Source organism: Winogradskyella psychrotolerans RS-3 (assembly GCF_000427335.1).
GTDB classification, from domain to species: Bacteria; Bacteroidota; Bacteroidia; order Flavobacteriales; family Flavobacteriaceae; genus Winogradskyella; species Winogradskyella psychrotolerans.
In genome coordinates this window covers 1-19,513 of record NZ_ATMR01000032.1, presented here as the reverse complement: position 1 = coordinate 19,513, position 19,513 = coordinate 1, and the positions used below count along the sequence as shown (strand labels likewise).

Here is a 19,513-nt window from a genome sequence, read left to right as displayed (position 1 = left end):
TTTTTTTATGAATCAATCAACGACCTTTTTACTTCAATTCAAATTCTGAAGTAGAAATTAAGGCTTTATCATTAAATACATTTATAGTATAACGTCCTTCTTCAAATTTAGAATCTTCCAATTCATTAATGTATTCACAGATATTCAAGTTTCTATTTTCGTAGTTAAATCTACTAATTAAACTGTAATTTAATGTCTGCCCTTCAAATTCTATCTGATCGTTAGAACCTAAGACATTATTTTTAGGATCAATAACTTGAACGTATAGTTCTTTATCTCCTCCTTCGGTAAGCATATTTTTAGCGACAGTAAAACAAACTTTAATTTTATCACTTCGTCTTGCACGTTCTGTTGGTATTTGTTTACCATTATTTCTCTCAATAACGCCCATACCAACTAAACCAACAGTTTGTAATGCAGCGGCATCTTTAACAACAGTTGTAAGTTCTGTGTTCTGAACTAATAATGAGTCTGTAAACATTGTACGTTCAGCCAACTGAACTTGTGTACTATCTAAAGATGAGGCTAAGTATTGATTTTCACCTTTTAAACGATCGTTTTCAGTTAATAGAATGTCCATTTCTTCTTGTAAAGCCATGTACTTCTTTTTGTAGTTCCATAGACTACCAACGCTATTTTGAGATACTTTTAAAGAATCCATTAAACCCTGGATACGTTCTCTTGCAGCAATTAAATCTTGATTTTTAACTTCACTTTCAGCAATAGCTTCATCATAATCTTTGGCCATGTTATTAAGATCATTCATCACTTGTTTCTTTTCATTGACTAGCATCTTTTCATTCTCTTGCTTTTCGCTGTAAAGTTTAGATGTGTAGAAAGCCGTGACTAAGAATAATACTAATAATATACCTAAGCCTACTTTTAATCCTGTACTTGATTTTTGTGAACCTTCCATAAATTGTTTGGTTTTTAATATTGTTAATTCTTGTTTTTTTTAAAATGTTAATTTGAAGTGAAAGTAATTAAATAAAAATGTACTTTTAATCTATTATTAAAATTATTTATCCAAATGGAGCATCTTATTTTATTTACAGAAAAAGACAAACAACAGCTTTTAACGAAACGCAAAGGTGAAACAAAATTTGGAGAACATATTCAGTTAATACCTAACCTCACTAAGATATACGATAGCATTGTTAATTTAGATGTTGACTATGTTATTTTTGGAATAACAGAAGATATTGGCATAATAGCAAACTACGGTAAACCAAGCCCTTACAAAGCTTGGGACACAACTCTAAAAGTTTTATTAAATATCCAAAGTAATGATTTTACGGATGCTAAACGCGTTTTAATACTTGGTCATTTAGATTATGCTGAGCAACATGAATCTTTATCTCATTTAGATTTATCTAAAAAAAAGCAAATATCCAAAGTTAGAAATCTTGTGGAAACCATAGATAGAGATGTTACACATGTCGTAGCTTCTATTATTAAAGCTGGTAAAACTCCAATTATTATCGGAGGAGGTCACAATAATGCTTATGGTAATATTAAAGGTTGTGCTTTAGCCAACAACGGAAAAATAAATGTGGTGAATTTTGATGCTCATTCTGATTTTAGAGCTGAAGAAGGCAGACATAGTGGTAACGGATTTAGTTATGCCTTTGCAGAAGGGTTTTTAAAAAACTATTTTATTTTTGGCTTGCATGAAAACTACACTTCTGACACGTTACTAAAAACGATGAAGAAAGTAAAATTTATAGAATACAATACGTATGAAGCTCTAGAGGTAAGAAATGAACTCGATTTTATTTCCGAAATGAAAACTGCTTTAGATCATGTTTCTAATACTACCTTCGGAATTGAAATTGATTGCGATGCTATTGAAAACATACCAAGTAGCGCTATGACGCCAAGTGGCTTTAATGTAAAACAAGCGAGACAATTTGTGAATTCTTTGGGTAAACATCAAAATGCTGCATATCTACATATTTGTGAAGCTGCACCAACTACTAATGAAGACACCAAAGTTGGAAAGTTGATTACGTATTTAATTTCTGATTTTATTCGTGCTAATCGGCATTAAGACAAACACTTTGTCTTTTAACAGTTTTAAAAGAATAGACTACTAAAAGCTAATTGATATTCTTATATCCAACTTCAATTAAAAAAAGTTATCACTACGGATTGCAGACGCAATAAACATCATGATTATTAATTATTTACATCCTTAATTTTGCTTTCGGGAATTTGTAAATCATTTATTCATTGAATAGAAAACCCTATTTAAATTAATAAATAGGGTTTTAACTATTTCAAGCACATGCAAGATCACACTTTATGTAAACATAAAACCTATAACCCTAACCTTATAATTAATCCTGCATTTGTACTTGATTCTCTACTATATCTTTAATAGGAACAATAAGTTTTCCTTCTGAATTTTTTAATATAACAGAGATACTTTTTACAGCCTCTATTTCATAAATTTTATCATTAAAAATAATTTTCTGCCCAATTTCAAAAGTCTTACGTGCATAAAATGTGTTCAATAATTTAGCGACAACTTCCCTTGCTCCCAAACCAAAAGCGATGGAAAAGGCTAACAAGAAGCCGGCTATTATCATATTAATATTATTGGTAATTATATCTGTATTGATACCAGCCTGATTTAAAGCTGTAATAGATATAAATGTCAGTAATAAGAAAAACACAACTTGGCTAATCATTTTACCACCTGATAAATCCATTGATTCGAATAATTTTTTCAAACTATTCTTAACGAAATTGGCAAAAATTAAACCAATAATAAATATAATTAACGCCGCAAACAATTGCGGTATATAAGATAATAACGCACTAATTTGATTAGAAATAATATCTAATCCCATAATGTCTGATGCTGTTATTAATAAGATAATATACATCATCCATTTTACAGAACCAGAAACAATTTTAACGGTATCAAAATTGAGTTTTTTACCTTCTATAATCTCAATCTCATTTAATTTATCATCTAATTTATTAGCCTTTGCTAATTTTAAAACTTTCTTAATAAGCTTAATAATAAGCTTGGTTACAATCCAACCTATAATTAATACAATTAATGCCCCAACTATATTAGGGAATATTTTAGTAATCTCTAACCACATTGTAGTTAACGATTGCATAGCAATATCCTTAAATTCTGTTACTTTTTCCATACCAATACTATTACACTAGGGTTTTTACTTATTTTCTTTTTTTCGTCTACTTGTTACGCTGTCTATAATATGACCAATATTATACGAAAACAATTCTGCCAATTCCAAAAAGAGTTTTGCTATAGCAATATCATGCATAACTTTCTCTTTCAGTTCCAGCGGGACTTCCTGTAAAGGCTTATCTAATTGCTTAAATGGATTCTCCATCTTTCGTATAATTTGTGTACTTATGTACAAGTTTATCTTTCGCTCTTTTTAATCGCATTTTCACCGCGCTTTCTCCTATATCTAAAACGTCGGCCAATTCTTTAATTGATAAATTATCCTGATACTTTAATAATAACATCATTTTATCATCTGGTGAGATGAGTTCCATAACGTGTTTCAATTGCTCTACTCTCATGTTTTTAAACTCAAGCGTAGAATCTATATCTTCTCCTATATTCTCAATGTCAAGATACTCAGTGCTAATAGATTTTTTCTCAAACTTTTTAGCTGTATTCCGAGTGACATAATTCACACAATGATTATACGTAAAAGCATACAACCATGTTGAAAATTTAGACTTCCCCTTAAAACTTCCTAATTTGACATAAACCCTTAAAAAACATCTTGAGTTAAATCCTTGGCTTCATCAACTCCATTTGCAAATCCATAACACTTGTTATAAACCATGGTCGCAAATCTATCGTACAGCACCTCGAACAACAAGGTGTCGTTAGTTTTTACGATAGCTTCTACGAGCGCTTCATCGGATAGACTATGAATAGCGTCTTTTGTCAAGGGATTTTTTAGTGAGTATTAAGTTGGTTATTAATCTTAAGACACTCTATATTTATAAAGGTCACAAAAAATTTAAAAAATTATTTTTTAAAATGATTTTCAATATCTCCTAAATGATGCTGCAAAGATTTTGCTGATATTTGAATTTCCCATATTAAAAACAATAAGGATAAAATAAGAAGTACTAATCCTAAACCAAATGCCCAAACGGCTACAATAGGATAATGTATATAAATTAAGAACATCGTTAAAACGCAAAACAATAAACTAGAGATACCTGCAATTTGCATATATCTCGTTAACTGTATTCTTAATCTTAAATTTTTAATTTGTCTGAGAACAGAAGCGTCTTGATGCTTTAAATACTTATCACTAAGATTTCTAATTATAGCAGCATAAGCCAAAAATCGGTTGGTATATGCTAACATTATTAGCGATATTGCCGAGAATAAAAGTGCTGGTGTTGTGAGCGTTAGTTCTTCCATAATCTGTTTTTACAAAATTACAGAAATAAAACACTCCAAAATAAAAAAGCGAACTTTATAAAGTTCGCTTGCCATATTTTACCTCATAGTATATGATTCTTTCTTTTCTTTTTTTAAGCGCAAGTATCACAACAGTCTACAGGTCTTACACTTTAACTATAGAACACCTACGGTCGTTTACAAATGATGATGTTACAGTTAATCGGAAAGCGCTTTCCATTAGTCGAAGTTATAAGAAAGAAGTTTTAAAACATCTAGAAAATTTTTAACTTTAAACCTGAGTTCGATATAAGATTTAATTTCCAGAACCCTAAAAAAAGTGCGATTTGAAGTATAAAAGTAATATCGTGATATTTCAATAATTTTATACGAAAAGATTGCATTTTTTTAGCTTTTCCGTAGGATTCGATGAATTTTTCCCAATTCTTGACATGATTTTTTTAAATTAACGCGTTAGTCCTTCAAAAATATATCTGCGAATTGAATAAAAATTCATTCAAACTGAAAACAAATATTATATCAAACTCAGGTTTTAAGAAATAAATACCCAAATCGCAACGTTACAAAGCAACTGCCTTTGTATTGAAACCTAATTAAATGAATGATTACCTACATAATACTATTCCTAACTTAAAACCATTTAATTATGAGGTTCATCACGATTCTCATTTTATAAATAAACAATGGGTTTTAATTAATGGCATTTCTAAAAAGAAATCGATTTATACATTTAAAGCCGATAATATTCTTGAAATTTCCAGAAAAAATCATGTGATAAAAACAACTTGGAACATTAATCTTCAGAATATCTTTTCTATTGAAACCGAAGATGGCAACATAACGGTAAAAGCGTATTTTAAGGATGATGATATTTTGGTGCTAAACAACCAGAGCAAAGAAGAATTTGCCATGTATATTAACGCGACCAACTATGATGACGATATAAATTCAGTCGAAGATATCCAAGCCTTCTTAAAAGATAAATACCAAAAGAAAGTTAGCACCATAATTTATGATCACGAATTCTACTACATCGAAAAATCAGAAGAATTTGGGCCTTTTAAAGTTGAAGTCTTAGCTGAAAAAGTAAAATCAGGAGATATTAGTGCCTATTGTTTTGTGCGCGATATTAATGAACATGATTATAGTAACCGCTTACGCATTTCTGATTTGATACAGGAACTTTGAAGATTAGTGATTAGTGATTAGTGATTAGTGATTAGTGAAGAAAAATAATCAGAACTACGTTCAACTATCTTTAAAAGATAAAAAGACTTATATTTTAATAATATTTCTCCGTGAATCTTCGTGCCTCCTTTGTGGAACTCTGTGTTATAATATTTCGCGCAAAGCCGCAAAGACGCAAAGTTGCAAAGAAATGAACCCTTAACAAACATGTATCAAACTTCAGTAAGTTATAGAAAAAGTGAAAGCTTAGTATGATTTCTCCGTGAATCTCCGTGCCTCCTTTGTGGAACTCTGTGATATTATATTTCGCGAAAAGCCACTAAAACGCAAAGAAATAACGCCTCAAAAACCTGTAAGAATTTTTAATGAAGTTATAGATTAGTGTTAAATAGCTACTGAAAAAGTTGAAGTTTAGTATAATTTCTCCGTGAATCTTCGTGCCTCCTTTGTGGAACTCTGTGATATTATATTTCGCAAAAAGCCGCAAAGACGCAAAGAAATAACACCTCAAAAATCTGTAAGAATCTTTAATGAAGTTATAGGTTAGTGTCAATTAGTAACAGAAAAGTTAAAGATTAAAAGAATTTCTCCGTGAATCTTCGTGCCTCCTTTGTGGAACTCTGTGTTATAATATTTCGCGAAAAGCCGCTAAAAACAATCTCCGAAAACTATATTAAAAAACTTAACAAATCTCTCCGTGAATCTCCGTGCCTTCTTTGTGCAACTTTGTGTAATATTACCTAAGTATTTATCATAAAAAAAAGCGAAAATCTAAAATAGAAATTCGCTTTTAAAATTAATTATTATGAACGTGTATTATTCCTGTAACCCAGGAATAGCAACCATTTCATTAACATCCTTATCATAATCAACACCATCAACATTAAAGCCAAAAAGGTTGAAGAAATCCGTTTTATAACCGTCTAAATCACCAATGTTTGGCAACGTTTCAGTAGTCGCTTCTTTCCAAAGCTCTAAGACTTTTGCTTGAATATCATCACGCATTTCCCAATCGTCAACACGAATTCGTCCTTGTTCATCCAATTGTAAATCTTCAGCATATAAACGCTCATTAAATAAACGTTCAATTTGCTCTATACAACCTTCGTGAATCCCTTCTTCTTTCATCACTTTATACAACAATGAAATGTATAACGGAATTACCGGAATTGCAGAACTCGCCTGTGTTACTAAAGCTTTGTTTACAGAAACATACCCTTTTCCGTTGATATCTTTTAGAGAATCTGTAATTTCAAAAGCAGTCGCTTCTAAATGATCTTTTGCACGACCAATGGTTCCTTTTCTATAAACCGCTTCTGTTAATGAAGGGCCAATATAAGAATACGCAACAGTTTTAAAATCCTCAGATAATACATCAGCAGATTTTAAGAGATCAATCCACATTTTCCAATCTTCACCTCCCATTACGGCAATCGTATTATCAATATCATCACCTGAACAAGGCTCTATTGAAATTTCTTTTACGACTCCTGTATGAAAATCTACGGTGTTATTTGTAAATGTTTCTCCAATCGGTTTCAAAACAGATTTAAAACGCTCTCCTGTATCTGGATGTGTTCTCACTGGTGACGCCAAACTGTAAATAACCATATCAATCTTCCCTAAGTCGTCTTGAATTAATTTTAAAGTTTGTGCTTTAATTTCATTTGAAAATGCATCTCCATTGATACTCTTAGCATACAAGCCATCTTTATGCGCTTGCGCTTCAAAAGCGGCACTATTGTACCATCCTGGTGACGCCGGACGCCCTTCTGTTGGGGGCTTTTCAAAAAACACACCAATAGTTGAGGCGTTAGAGCCGTAAGCACTAGTAATTCTAGATGCTAAGCCAAAGCCTGTTGATGCGCCAATAACCAAGACCTTTTTTGGGCCATTAGCTACGGGGTTTGATTTAATATAATCTATCTGATTCAATACGTTTTGCTCACAGCCAACGGGATGCGATGTTAAACATATAAACCCTCTAGTTCTTGGTTCTATTATCATATTTTATAGTCTAAACGTGTAATGCTCTATCTTCTGTTGCTGCTAAAGCGGCTTCTTTTACGGCTTCTGCAAATGTTGGGTGTGCATGAGACATGCGTGAAATATCTTCAGCAGACGCTCTAAATTCCATAGCTACAACGGCTTCTGCAATTAAATCGGCACAACGTGCACCAATCATATGAACTCCTAAGACTTCATCTGTCGTTTTATCTGCTAAGATCTTTACAAAGCCATCGATATCTCCACTTGCTCTAGCACGACCTAATGCTCTAAATGGAAACTGACCAACTTTATACTCCACGTTATCTGCTTTTAATTGGTCTTCTGTTTTACCAACAGCAGCCACTTCTGGCCATGTGTAAACAACTCCTGGAATTAAGTTATAATCGATATGTGGTTTTTGTCCTGCCATAGTTTCGGCTACAAAAACACCTTCTTCTTCCGCTTTATGCGCTAACATCGCGCCTTTTATAACATCTCCAATCGCATAGATATTAGATGCAGACGTTTGTAAATGTTCGTTGACTTCAACCTGTCCTTTATCATTTAATTTTACACCTGCAGCTTCAGCATTTAAGCCAGCTGTATATGGCTTACGACCTACCGAAACTAAACAATAATCTCCTTTAAATTCTACAACTTCGCCTTTCTTGTTTTCTGCTTTAACGATCACTTCATCTCCATGGCGCTCTACAGATTGTACTTTGTGAGACAGCATCATATTGCATTTTGCTTTCTTAAAGACTTTATTCAATTCTTTAGATAAACCGGCATCCATCGTTGGTAAGATTCTGTCCATATATTCGATGACAGTCACCTCAGCACCTAAACGACGATACACTTGTCCTAACTCTAAACCAATGACTCCACCACCAATGATAATCATGTGTTTTGGAATCTCTTTTAATTTTAAAGCTTCGGTAGATGTAATAACACGTTCTTTATCTAAAGTAATAAACGGTAATGTTGATGGCTTAGACCCTGTAGCTATAATAATTTTCTTCGCTTCAATCTCTTGGGCATCTTTACCTTCTATAGTAATATGAGTGGCATCTTTAAAAGATCCAAGACCTTCAAAAACATCGATGTTATTTTTCTTCATTAAGAAATCAATACCACCTGTAGTTTGGTCTACAACAGCTTGCTTACGACCAATCATTTTTTCTAAATTCACTTTGATGTCTCCAGGGATTTCAATACCGTGTTCTTCAAAATGTTTAGTCGCTTCTTCGTAATGATGCGAAGAACTTAATAAGGCTTTACTTGGAATACAACCTACGTTTAAGCACGTACCACCAAGCGTTGAATATTTTTCAATAATAGCTGTTTTCATGCCTAATTGTGCGCAACGGATTGCCGCTACATAACCTCCAGGTCCAGAACCAATTATTGCTACATCGTATGATTTCATATCTTTTATTAATTTAATTTAAATTGTAATGCTAATTGAAATGCTCTATTTTTAGTATTAAAGTCTTCATCAGAAATCACATTAGATAGTCCTATATAATACCTAAATGAAACTCCGACTATTTCTGATAAGTTTATTCCAAATCCCAAATTTAATCCAAAATCCTGACTATTAAAGGCAGTATCTAAATCTCCGTTTTGTACAAATAAGCCATCTGCTGATAATAATATTCCGGCTTGTGGTCCTACATCAAAACTAAAGTTTTCAGACAAGTGGATGCGCGCAATAATAGGTAAAACCACATAACTCAATCTTATTTTTGCACCATCTTCATAATCATCCTTAAATCCATAAACAGAAAACAATAATTCTGGTTGAATAGACAACCAAGAAGAAACCTGTACTTCTGTAAAAAATCCGATCTGAAAATTTGTTGCACTCGAAACATCGTCAGTACCATCTCCCGAAATCGTTGATGAAAGACCACCAATCTTTAATCCCATTGGGTTCTCCTGAGCATTGAGACCTAGACTAAACAAAAATATTAAACCGACTAATAATCGCATGCAATTAAACAAATAAGCTACAAAAATACAATTTTGATTACTTATTTACGAATTTTAAAACCCAATATTAACACGTCAATTTTTACTTGTTCTGCTCTACATCATCCAAAATCCATTCTAATTCCGGATCAACAGATTGTAAGCGATCCTTATAATGCGGTAATAACTCTACATCTGGTTTTACACCATAACCATCTGGTGCCGATTTATTAGGGGCATCAATATGCGCAAGTCCTATTCGTGCACGTACTTTGGTATTAGGCATTTCGTACACTTTATAGAATCCGGCTACGGTTCCATTATACGCACCACCGGTTTCTTCGCCTACAAAAGTAGCACGATTATCCCCTTGTAATTTTGTAGATAATATGGATGATGCCGAGAACGAGTTACCATTAATTAAGACATAAATTTTACCTTTAAAATTTAAAGGTTTTGGCTCTTGCTCTTTAGCGGATTTGAATTTATAATATAAGGTATCCCCTTTTTTCTGAGTTTTAAAAAGGTCTATGGTAACAAGAACGGGCGACATAAGACTTGCAAAAGCTTTAACGGCGTTTGGAGTGGTGTTACTCATTACACTCTTTAAAAGCGGAAAGCGAGTATTAACTTCACTTCGGTTAATCATGGTATAATTTTCATCCGTGAGATACGAATACAAATAGGTGATTTCATTTAAGCGTCCACCAAAGTTGTTTCGTAAATCAATAACTAGTACTTCCGTTTGAAGCGAATCTAAAGTTTTAAAACTCTCTTCGTAAAAGTCTTTATAGTTGCCATTAGAGAACCCTCTTATTTTTAATAACGCGACGGAACTGTCTTTACCTACAAAATTCAAATTTCGGGTATATTCATTTCGCGAAGCGATATAACCATGGCTACGATTATATTTTCTTTGGGCTTTGTACTTTAGTTTATTCGCCTTTCGCTCTGCTTTGGTGAGTTTTTCTTTTTTAACCTCAGCAACTTTAAGGGAATCTGATTTTATAGAATCATTTTTTATACTGGTGGTGTCAACTTTTAAAATGCGTTTATACTGTTTTACAAAAGTGGAATTTGAATGCTTTAAGGTTAAACTGATACTATCAAAACGACCTTTGTCATTAGCATAATAATTCATAAAACGTGTGCCAGCGACTCTATTATGAAACGTGGTATTATAACCATCTGATGCTATAATTTTATTATAGTTTTTGATTAAATCCTGAGGGGTTTCATCTTCAACTTTTAAAACTTCAGCATTTATTAAAACAGTATCTGCTCCTCTAGCGTTTACAATCAAAAGGGTATCATCTAAATATTCAAAATCTAAATTATTAAGGTCAAACTTGGTTTTATTTAAGGCTTTTCTTTCTTTTCGATCAAAGCGTTGACTAGGAGGAGATAACGACATGTGGCCTTGACCAATGTATTTGGTAACCGCAGCGAGTTGCTTATAAAACGTTCGACTATCCATAGGCTCGTCTATGGCATTCTTTAAACTATCGAACTTAAAATCGAGTACATCTTTTGACGTAAACTGATACAAATGCGGATGATGACGTTGTAATTGGTCATAAACTTTATCTATATCTTCATGTAAATCTTCAACAGGATGCAATTTTGTGACTTGTAGATTGTGTTTTTCAACACTGGCACAGGATGCTAATAGTAATGCAATACAAAGTGTGAATAGTAGTGTTTTCCTCATGTTAGGTGATGTGATTTAAAATTTGATTGATGACTAAATTACAGTCTATACCTATAAAGACGTAAAAATATTAAGAAAGGTTGCTTCTGATAGCGTTTAAAACTAGAAATACTCGAATTTCTTTACATTAGAGAAACAAAGGTTGAAGAAAAAAAATAGTCCAAACTTTCGATTAATGACAATAATCTTAAGAATGGACCTATTTTACCCTAGTTTTTAATAGTACTTCAAAGTTGCACTTTAATATAGGGATTCACAATACTCAATTTGAGTATTTATGCTTTTTATAACCAATGTTGATTCATTTTTAACATACCAATCAGTTCGCCAGTGGATGAAATATTCAGCTTTTTCAAAATATTTCTTCGGTGTGTATCTACCGTATGAGAACTAATATTTAACACCTTTGAAATCTCTTTACTAGATTTACTTAAAACCAACAACCTAATAACATCGCGCTCTCGGTTACTTATACCGTCTTTTAATAATTTTTGAGAGAAGTTATTAAAAAATAAGGTCTCATATTCGCTATTAGAATTCAATAATTTTGCAGATGCCGTAATGTCCATTTTCACATGAGCATCTAAAACCGTGTAATGTGCTAAACCAATAATCGGTTTTCCGTCAGAATCAAATACTAAAGGAGTGGTATTCTGAATAATATTAACATAAACATCATCACTATTTTTAAGTCTAAAATTCCAAGTGTAATTAGCGTCTTTTCGTTTGTGTTCCGGAATTTCATCAAGTGTAAACTCCATTAAACTGTTAAGAGCGCTTAACCAAGCATCAATATCCTCGGGATGAATTCGGCTCCAAAAATAGCGCATACCCAACACTTTTAGCTCGCCCGCATCGAGACCTAAGCAGGCTGTAAAGTTTTTACTTATATATTCAAAGGTTAAATCTTGGGTATTCGTAACACAAAAAAAAGTAGAACTATACGGTAAATAATCATCGAGCTCTATAATCTTTGCGATATGCTCTTTTAGAAATGGCTTATCGTAGGATTTAAATATAAACTTATACAAATCCTTAATTTCAGTATATCTCATACTGTAAAATTAGAAAATTTATCGAATCACAATAGCCTAGCCTTTAATAAAATAGACCTCAAACACTATAACTAACAGATTACGAGTACGTTTAGAATTGAAACTCAATTGACAAAACGAAATACAAAACACTAATAATCAATATATTATAATCACAATAAAGCACTATAATCTTAAAGCGTAATCGCTGTGGTATGCTTTACTTCGTTAATCATAAACATACTGTGTGTACTACCAATATGATCGATTTTAGTAAGTTTCTCGACCATAAACTCTCTAAATGCTTTCATATCTTTCACCAAAACTTTAAGTAAATAATCATAATCTCCGCTCAAATGGTAACACTCTAAAACTTCATTGAGTTTCTTTACTTCACGTTCAAACTTAACGACATAGTCTTGTGAGTGTTGCACTAATTTCACATGGCAAAAGGCTACAAAATCCTTTTCCACTTTACTTTTATCCACCAAAGCCACGTACTGTTTTATAATGCCGCTCTTTTCGAGTTTTCTTATACGCTCATACACCGCAGTCACCGATAAATTTAGTTGGTGCGACAATGCTTTATTGGTTTGTTTACTATCGGTTTGTAGTAAATGAAGTAATTTTCTGTCAGTGGCATCAAAAATCATACGTGTTATTTTTTCGGAAATAATTATGTAAAACTCAAATTTAATTATAATAAAACTACTAAAATTAATAATTACAGATTATTAATCTATATATCACTTCTACTATTGATTAATCATCTAATAATAGCGAAGTTTGACTGAACTAATTAAAAAATCACATTATTATGACACGAGCATATTCGAAATCTTATCGCCTTAAAAGAGATGGTAAATAGCGAATTGCATGTGACCATTAAAAAACAATAAAAATAAACACATGACTTTTAAACCTGCAAACAATATACAAGACTTACAATACTTTGGGGAATTCGGTGGTGTTAACCCATCCATTTCAGATTCATCAACGTATACCTTTTTATCAGCAAAAACCATGTTCGATACCTTTGAAGGTAATGCAGATGGTTGTTATTTATACTCACGCCATTCCTCTCCGTCCAACTTATACTTAGGAGAAGCCTTAGCGGCTATGGAAGGCACCGAAACCGCAACCGTTACAGCTTCAGGTATGGGAGCCATTACTCCGGTTTTACTGCAACTTTGCGATGCTGGGGACCATGTGGTAAGTAGCAGAACCATTTACGGAGGCACCTATGCCTTCTTAAAGAACTTTACACCGCGTTTAGGTATAACCACAACCTTTGTTGACATCACTAAATTAGAGATTGTTGAAGCAGCAATTACACCAAGAACTAAAGTGTTGTATTGCGAGTCCGTTAGTAACCCATTGTTAGAAGTTGCTGACATTAAAGGTTTGGCTGCCATAGCTAAAAAACACAATCTGAAACTGATTGTAGATAATACCTTTTCACCCTTATCTATCTCACCAATTAATTTAGGTGCCGATATTGTAGTGCATAGTTTAACCAAATTTATTAACGGCTCATCTGATACGGTTGGTGGAGTCGTTTGCGGTACACAAGAACTTATAGACGATTTACGAAACGTCAACAGTGGAGCGGCTATGTTATTAGGATCTACCATGGATAGTTTACGTTCGGCTTCTGTTTTAAAGAATTTAAGAACCTTGCATATTAGAATGATGCAACACAGCTATAATGCCACCTATTTAGCCGAACGCTTTGAAAAAGACGGTTTAAAAACGGTATATCCAGGTTTAGCCTCTCACCCATCGCACGAGTTATTCAAATCCATGATGAATGAAAAATACGGTTTTGGTGGTATGATGACCCTTGATGTAGGATCTTTAGATAAAGCCAATGCCTTAATGGAAATGATGCAAGAACGCAACCTTGGGTATTTGGCAGTGAGTTTAGGATTCTACAAAACTTTATTCAGCGCACCAGGTAGCTCTACCTCTTCTGAAATCCCAGAAGATGAACAAGCAGAAATGGGATTAAGCGATGGCCTAATTCGGTTTTCTATTGGATTAGATGCGGATATTGAACGTACTTATAACATGATGAAAGCCTGCATGGAAGAATTAAATATTCTTTAAATTAAAATCGCACCTATATAATTAAAGGTTAGAGGCTTATATATTAGTAAGCGTCTAACCTTTTTTTTGCATCCTATTCTATGATTAGTATTCCATTTGCAAATGGCTTAACAAAATCGTAACATTACGACACTAAACCGAATTAAAATGCAAGAAAACGACAACCTAAGTGAGATTAAAACAGAAGATCAAGTAATTATTGACAATAAAGAACTTAGTTTTTTTGAAGCACTTATACCTGTTGTAATTCTAATGGCCATGTTAGCCTATAACATCTTTTTCGTTGAAGACCAAGAATGGCTTGGAGCGTATACCAATCAAATTATTTTAGTGTTAGGTGGCGCAGTTGCTGCCGTTGTTGGCTTTTTAAATAAAGTTAGCCTCAGTGTTATGCTAAAAGAGGTTTGGGAAAATCTGAGAAGTGTGTTTGTGCCAATCATGATTTTATTCTTAGTCGGAGCCTTAGCGGGTACATGGCTCGTTAGTGGTGTCATCCCTGCTATGGTCTATTATGGCTTACAAGTATTAAGTCCCGAAATATTCTTACCAGCTTCTGTTATTATTGCCGCTGTCATCTCAATTGCAACAGGCAGTTCTTGGACCACCTCTGCAACGGTTGGTATTGCTTTGGTTGGTATCGGAACCGCATTAGGTATTAATCCAGGTATGATTGCCGGAGCCGTGATATCTGGTGCGTATTTTGGAGATAAAATGTCGCCCTTAAGTGATACCACTAATTTAGCACCTGCTATGGCTGGCACGGATTTGTTTACGCACATTAAATACATGGCCATTACAACCGTACCTACTATTATCATCACTCTTGTTGTTTTTGGAATTATTAGTTTCAATATAGATACAACCGGAAGTGCGGATATCAGTAACCTCCTTGCGTCTATAGATCAAACCTTTAATATCTCACCATGGTTATTTTTAGTGCCTGTTGGTGTAGTGAGCTTAATCTTACTAAAAACAAAGCCTTTATTAGCATTAGCTTCAGGGATTGTCCTAGCAATTATCTTTGCGTTCGTTTTTCAAGGTAATATTTTAGAAGGGCTTTCTGAATCTAAATTTACGGCTATTACAAATTCAATTTTCACCGATACGGCTATCGTTACAGATAATGAAAAATTGAATGATCTATTCTCAGCTGGAGGTATGGAAGGCATGCTTTGGACCATCTATTTAATTATATGTGCCATGATTTTTGGTGGCATCATGGATGGCATAGGAGCACTAGCCCGCATCACAAAAGCCTTATTAACAATCGCTACGTCGATATTCGGGTTGTTTGCTAGTACTGTTTTAAGTTGTTTAGGCTTAAATCTTATTGCTTCAGACCAGTATTTAGCGATTGTTATTCCAGGAAAAATGTTTAAACAAGCGTATATAGATAAAGGCTTAGCTCCCGAAAATTTAAGTAGAACATTAGAAGATGCTGGGACTGTTACCTCTGTTCTAATTCCCTGGAACACCTGTGGTGCTTACCAAAGTGGTGTTTTAGGTGTAGGTGTTGGTGAATACTTTATATATGCCATTTTCAACTGGCTAAGTCCATTTACAACCTTATTGTTTGCTGCTTTAAATCTTAAAATTAAAATGCTAAAAGCTAAATAGTTTTTATTTATTAAAAATAAATTTAGCATAGTCAAAATCTATCGCTTTATAAAAAATTAAAATTTGCTTAACGTATTAATTCCCTAATGAAAAGTATCTTTGTCCAGAATTGATTTAAGCTTTTTTCAATTGGCTGCAACATGTTCTTTTTCACTCACTCTTTGTCTTTTTATTACTCCGTAGCGATACTATGCAGTTCAAAAAAAACTTCAATTGAGTAAAAAATAATCCTGTTTCGCTTCAACAAAAAAACTTAAATGAATTCATAAAATTAATAATCAATTTAAAACTATAAAAACATGGCATTAGTAGGAAGAAAATTTCCAGATTTAGACGTAAACGCAATGAATGATATGGGCGACACTTTTAAAGTGAACGTTCTAGAAGAAGCACGTAATAACAATAAAAAAGTAGTATTATTCTGGTACCCAAAAGATTTTACTTTTGTTTGTCCAACAGAATTACACGCATTTCAAGCCGCTTTAGGTGAATTCGAAAAAAGAAACACCCTTGTAATTGGTGCATCTTGTGATACAGCCGAAGTACACTTTGCTTGGTTAAGCACATCTAAAGATAATGGTGGAATTGAAGGCGTAACATACCCAATTTTAGCAGATTCTAACCGTAACCTAGCCTCAGCTTTAGGGATCTTAGATATTTTCAACGAACAATTTGATGAAGAAACTGGTTTAGTAACGGTTGAAGGTGATAACGTAACATACAGAGCAACGTACATCATTGACGAAGAAGGAACCATCCAACACGAAAGCGTTAACAACATGCCTTTAGGTAGAAACGTTAACGAATACTTGAGAATTATCGATGCGTTAACGCACGTACAAGAAAAAGGTGAAGTTTGTCCGGCAAACTGGGAAGAAGGTAAAGAAGCGATGCAAGCCAATGCTAAAGGAACTGCTGCTTATTTAGCGTCTCACTAAAAACTTACTGTCATTGCGAGCAAAGCGTGGCAATCTCAATTAAACCTGACAGGTTTCTAAAACCGGTCAGGTTTATTTAAACAACAAACGATGATACAAGAATTAGAACAAGATAATCTACAAGAGATTATCAATAGTAACGATACAGTAATCGTACAATATTCAGCGACGTGGTGTGGAAATTGTAGAATAATGAAACCTAAGTTTAAGAAATTAGCAACAGAGCACGAAGGCGCAACTTTTGTGATTGCTGATGCTGAAAAATTTCCTGAAAGTAGAAAATTAGCAACGGTAGATAATTTACCAACCTTTGCAACATTCAAAAACGGTGAATTTAAAAGTCAAGTACAAACGAATAAGTTCGATGTTTTAAAAGAATTGGTTGACGACGCTGTGTAACATACCATTTTTAGGATGAGCACAGTCATGTATGTCAGGTTGAGCATTAGCGAGATCAAAATACATGTTGATCGAAGATAGCTTACAACGTAAGTCGAAACCTCTATATTAGGTTAAACACAATCGAACTAAAGTTGTCAGGTTGAGCATTAGCGAGATCAAAATACATTTTGATCGAAGATAGCTTACAAGGTAAGTCGAAACCTATTTGTCAGGTTGAGCGCAGTCGAAACCTCTATAACAGATTGAACACAGTCGAACCAAGGGATGTCCGGTTGAGCATTAGCGAGATCAAAATATATTTTGAGCGAAGATAGCTTACAACTTAAGTCGAAACCTCTTAATAACACACAGATGTCAGGTTGAGCGCAGTCGAAACCCTAGTTACTCAAAACAAACAAAACACCATCAGCAATGAAACTACCCGTAATAAAACACTTAACGCAATTCATTGAAGACAATGACGAAGATTACATCATTGAAACCATTGAAACCTTAGAAGCCTTAACAGAAGTCCCATCGCTTAAAGATGAAGAACTAGACGTGATTGGAGAATTAATCTCTAACATGTACGGCGCTATTGAAGTGAATAAAATGATTAAAGATGGAGCCACTAAAAAAGATGCGGTTAATAATTTTATGAAACGTGTCTTAGGATCTATTGATAAATAGTAAGCGCAAAGAACATCATAAAATCTCAAGTACAAGCTTGAGATTTTTTGTTTATAGAAACTGACGTTTTAATTGAAGCGCTATTTGATGCCCTCTATAAATAGCTCCTTCCATATAACCTCCATAACTTGGGGACGTTTCAGAACCCGCAACAATAAATTTACCATTCAAATACGCCTTTTGAAAAATAAGATGCCCATTATTAGCATGCGGAGTTAAATACGTATCAGTTGCTGTAGTCGTTAGCGGCGCTTGACTCCAAACCTTCTCTTCATAAGACAAATAGTTTTCACCATCGTCTCCAAAAAACTTTAACAGCTGGGTTTTAACCAGTAATTCCCGCTGAGCTTTAGTTTCAGTGGCTAAGTTGCCATTCAAAAAACCCATTAAGGCAAACCTTTTATCTGTAAAATCAGAATGATCGTAAATCTCTGTAAACGGACCAACATGACTAAAACCAGTGCCAGATAAGCCTTTCTTTTCCCAGAAAGGAGTGTTATAGACAACTGCAAATTTTATAGAATCTTTCATCCAAGTATGGCAATTGTTAGCCACGTGTACAAGCTCTGTATCTAATGCTACAGGAAAATCAATAGAATGCACTAATAGTTGAGGCGGTATTGTAGACACCACACTATCCGCTATAAATGTAGAATGTGCCGTAATAACTTCAATAGTGTTATCCTGCTCCTTAATGGTATTTACGGTGGCATTCAGTAGAAGTTCGTCTTCAGAAAAATGAGCCGTTAATTGCTCTAATAACGCTACGGTACCTCCTGCTATTCTATAACTTATCTCTTGATGCGCAGGAAGCTTAAAACGTTGCACGGTATGGGCTGCTGTGGCTTCAAACAAAGCCTCGCCATCCATATCTTGTTCAAATAGAGTCAGCTTTAACTCTTGGCACAAATCCATTAAGTCTTTATTATACTTCCAAAGCCAAGTAGCACCTAATTCTACAGAGGTGTCATGGGTCTTTTTTGTAAAAATACGGCCACCAATGCGATCATTAGCTTCTAATATTTTAATAGTAAAACCTGCTTTTTTAAGCAGATAACCTAAATATAATCCCGAAAGACCGGCTCCTATTATAACGATGCTTTTATTCATTATATCAAAGATAGATAAGTTAACGGCAATCCATCAATAATTTTTATGGATGAACGTCTAGTCGTATGCAACCTAAACCTTATATATCAAAAATGTCAGTTTGCTATTTGTCCGGTTGAGCACAGTCGAAACCGAGTTGTCTGGTTGAGCATTAACGAGATCAAAATATATATTGAGCTAATATAGCTTACACCGTAAGTCGAAACACATTTGTCTGGTTGAGCGTAGTCGAAACCTCTATAACAGGTTGAGCACAGTCGAAACCGAGTTGTCAGGTTGAGCATTAGCGAGATCAAAATATATGTTGAGCGAAGATAGCTTACAACGTAAGTCGAAA

At 33.8% G+C, this 19,513-nt stretch carries 19 protein-coding genes and 1 pseudogene; 7 read left to right on the top strand and 13 right to left on the bottom strand.

Features of this window, described 5'->3' with window-relative positions; all coding sequences use genetic code 11:
- Positions 1-28: 28 nt before the first annotated feature.
- Positions 29-916, bottom strand: a complete 888-nt coding sequence (locus ADIWIN_RS02310; RefSeq protein ID WP_020897055.1) for a DUF8428 domain-containing protein — start codon at positions 914-916, stop codon at positions 29-31.
- Positions 917-1,030: 114 nt separating this feature from the next.
- Here ADIWIN_RS02310 and ADIWIN_RS02305 point away from each other — a divergent pair, with 114 nt between their 5' ends.
- Positions 1,031-2,050, top strand: coding sequence for a formimidoylglutamase (locus ADIWIN_RS02305; protein ID WP_020897054.1), 1,020 nt, complete (start codon positions 1,031-1,033; stop codon positions 2,048-2,050).
- A gap of 289 nt (positions 2,051-2,339) precedes the next feature.
- Here ADIWIN_RS02305 and ADIWIN_RS02300 read toward each other — a convergent pair whose 3' ends face one another.
- The 5 genes and pseudogenes from ADIWIN_RS02300 to ADIWIN_RS02285 form a co-directional block, all read right to left on the bottom strand.
- Positions 2,340-3,167, bottom strand: a complete 828-nt coding sequence (locus ADIWIN_RS02300; RefSeq protein ID WP_020897053.1) for a mechanosensitive ion channel family protein — start codon at positions 3,165-3,167, stop codon at positions 2,340-2,342.
- Between the two features lie 24 nt (positions 3,168-3,191).
- Positions 3,192-3,374, bottom strand: coding sequence for a hypothetical protein (locus ADIWIN_RS02295; RefSeq protein ID WP_040756346.1), 183 nt, complete (start codon positions 3,372-3,374; stop codon positions 3,192-3,194).
- A pseudogene (locus ADIWIN_RS21060) lies at positions 3,358-3,717 on the bottom strand (RNA polymerase sigma factor); the annotation flags it as partial. The gene ADIWIN_RS02295 and the pseudogene ADIWIN_RS21060, both read right to left, overlap by 17 nt.
- 50 nt (positions 3,718-3,767) lie before the next feature.
- Positions 3,768-3,950 carry an RNA polymerase sigma factor gene (locus ADIWIN_RS21055; RefSeq protein WP_020897050.1) on the bottom strand — a complete coding sequence of 61 codons (183 nt, stop codon included), beginning with the start codon at positions 3,948-3,950 and terminating at the stop codon, positions 3,768-3,770.
- A gap of 80 nt (positions 3,951-4,030) precedes the next feature.
- The gene (locus ADIWIN_RS02285) at positions 4,031-4,435 is read right to left on the bottom strand and encodes a DUF2721 domain-containing protein (protein WP_020897049.1); all 405 of its coding nucleotides are present in this window, start codon (positions 4,433-4,435) and stop codon (positions 4,031-4,033) included.
- 597 nt (positions 4,436-5,032) lie between these two features.
- On the opposite strand from ADIWIN_RS02285, the gene ADIWIN_RS02280 reads away from it, so the two are divergent.
- Positions 5,033-5,623 (top strand): hypothetical protein, encoded by a 591-nt coding sequence (locus ADIWIN_RS02280; protein ID WP_020897048.1) that lies wholly within the window; start codon positions 5,033-5,035, stop codon positions 5,621-5,623.
- A gap of 816 nt (positions 5,624-6,439) precedes the next feature.
- On the opposite strand, the gene fabV is transcribed toward ADIWIN_RS02280, so the two are convergent.
- The 6 genes from fabV to ADIWIN_RS02250 form a co-directional block, all read right to left on the bottom strand.
- Positions 6,440-7,630, bottom strand: coding sequence for an enoyl-ACP reductase FabV (fabV, locus tag ADIWIN_RS02275; protein ID WP_020897047.1), 1,191 nt, complete (start codon positions 7,628-7,630; stop codon positions 6,440-6,442).
- Between the two features lie 10 nt (positions 7,631-7,640).
- A complete protein-coding gene (gene lpdA / locus ADIWIN_RS02270) occupies positions 7,641-9,041 on the bottom strand; it encodes a dihydrolipoyl dehydrogenase (RefSeq protein ID WP_020897046.1) in 1,401 nt (466 codons plus the stop codon).
- A gap of 8 nt (positions 9,042-9,049) precedes the next feature.
- Complete coding sequence (locus ADIWIN_RS02265; protein WP_040756344.1) at positions 9,050-9,607, bottom strand: porin family protein; 558 nt, start codon at positions 9,605-9,607, stop codon at positions 9,050-9,052.
- An 82-nt stretch (positions 9,608-9,689) separates the two neighbouring features.
- A complete protein-coding gene (locus ADIWIN_RS02260; protein ID WP_020897044.1) occupies positions 9,690-11,297 on the bottom strand; it encodes a S41 family peptidase in 1,608 nt (535 codons plus the stop codon).
- Positions 11,298-11,581: 284 nt separating this feature from the next.
- A complete protein-coding gene (locus ADIWIN_RS02255; protein ID WP_040756342.1) occupies positions 11,582-12,352 on the bottom strand; it encodes a LuxR C-terminal-related transcriptional regulator in 771 nt (256 codons plus the stop codon).
- 173 nt (positions 12,353-12,525) lie between these two features.
- Positions 12,526-12,984 (bottom strand): Lrp/AsnC family transcriptional regulator, encoded by a 459-nt coding sequence (locus tag ADIWIN_RS02250; RefSeq protein ID WP_020897042.1) that lies wholly within the window; start codon positions 12,982-12,984, stop codon positions 12,526-12,528.
- 256 nt (positions 12,985-13,240) lie between these two features.
- Here ADIWIN_RS02250 and ADIWIN_RS02245 point away from each other — a divergent pair, with 256 nt between their 5' ends.
- The 5 genes from ADIWIN_RS02245 (at position 13,241) to ADIWIN_RS02225 (ending at position 18,066) form a co-directional block, all read left to right on the top strand.
- Positions 13,241-14,440 carry an aminotransferase class I/II-fold pyridoxal phosphate-dependent enzyme gene (locus ADIWIN_RS02245; RefSeq protein WP_020897041.1) on the top strand — a complete coding sequence of 400 codons (1,200 nt, stop codon included), beginning with the start codon at positions 13,241-13,243 and terminating at the stop codon, positions 14,438-14,440.
- 147 nt (positions 14,441-14,587) lie between these two features.
- Complete coding sequence (nhaC, locus tag ADIWIN_RS02240) at positions 14,588-16,057, top strand: Na+/H+ antiporter NhaC (protein WP_020897040.1); 1,470 nt, start codon at positions 14,588-14,590, stop codon at positions 16,055-16,057.
- Between the two features lie 299 nt (positions 16,058-16,356).
- Positions 16,357-16,995 carry a peroxiredoxin gene (locus tag ADIWIN_RS02235; protein ID WP_020897039.1) on the top strand — a complete coding sequence of 213 codons (639 nt, stop codon included), beginning with the start codon at positions 16,357-16,359 and terminating at the stop codon, positions 16,993-16,995.
- 90 nt (positions 16,996-17,085) lie between these two features.
- Complete coding sequence (locus tag ADIWIN_RS02230; protein ID WP_020897038.1) at positions 17,086-17,394, top strand: thioredoxin family protein; 309 nt, start codon at positions 17,086-17,088, stop codon at positions 17,392-17,394.
- A 414-nt stretch (positions 17,395-17,808) separates the two neighbouring features.
- Positions 17,809-18,066, top strand: coding sequence for a DUF6952 family protein (locus ADIWIN_RS02225; protein WP_020897037.1), 258 nt, complete (start codon positions 17,809-17,811; stop codon positions 18,064-18,066).
- 51 nt (positions 18,067-18,117) lie between these two features.
- Here the strand turns inward: ADIWIN_RS02225 and ADIWIN_RS02220 are convergent, their stop codons facing one another.
- The gene (locus ADIWIN_RS02220; protein ID WP_020897036.1) at positions 18,118-19,176 is read right to left on the bottom strand and encodes a flavin monoamine oxidase family protein; all 1,059 of its coding nucleotides are present in this window, start codon (positions 19,174-19,176) and stop codon (positions 18,118-18,120) included.
- Between the last annotated feature and the right edge of the window lie 337 nt (positions 19,177-19,513).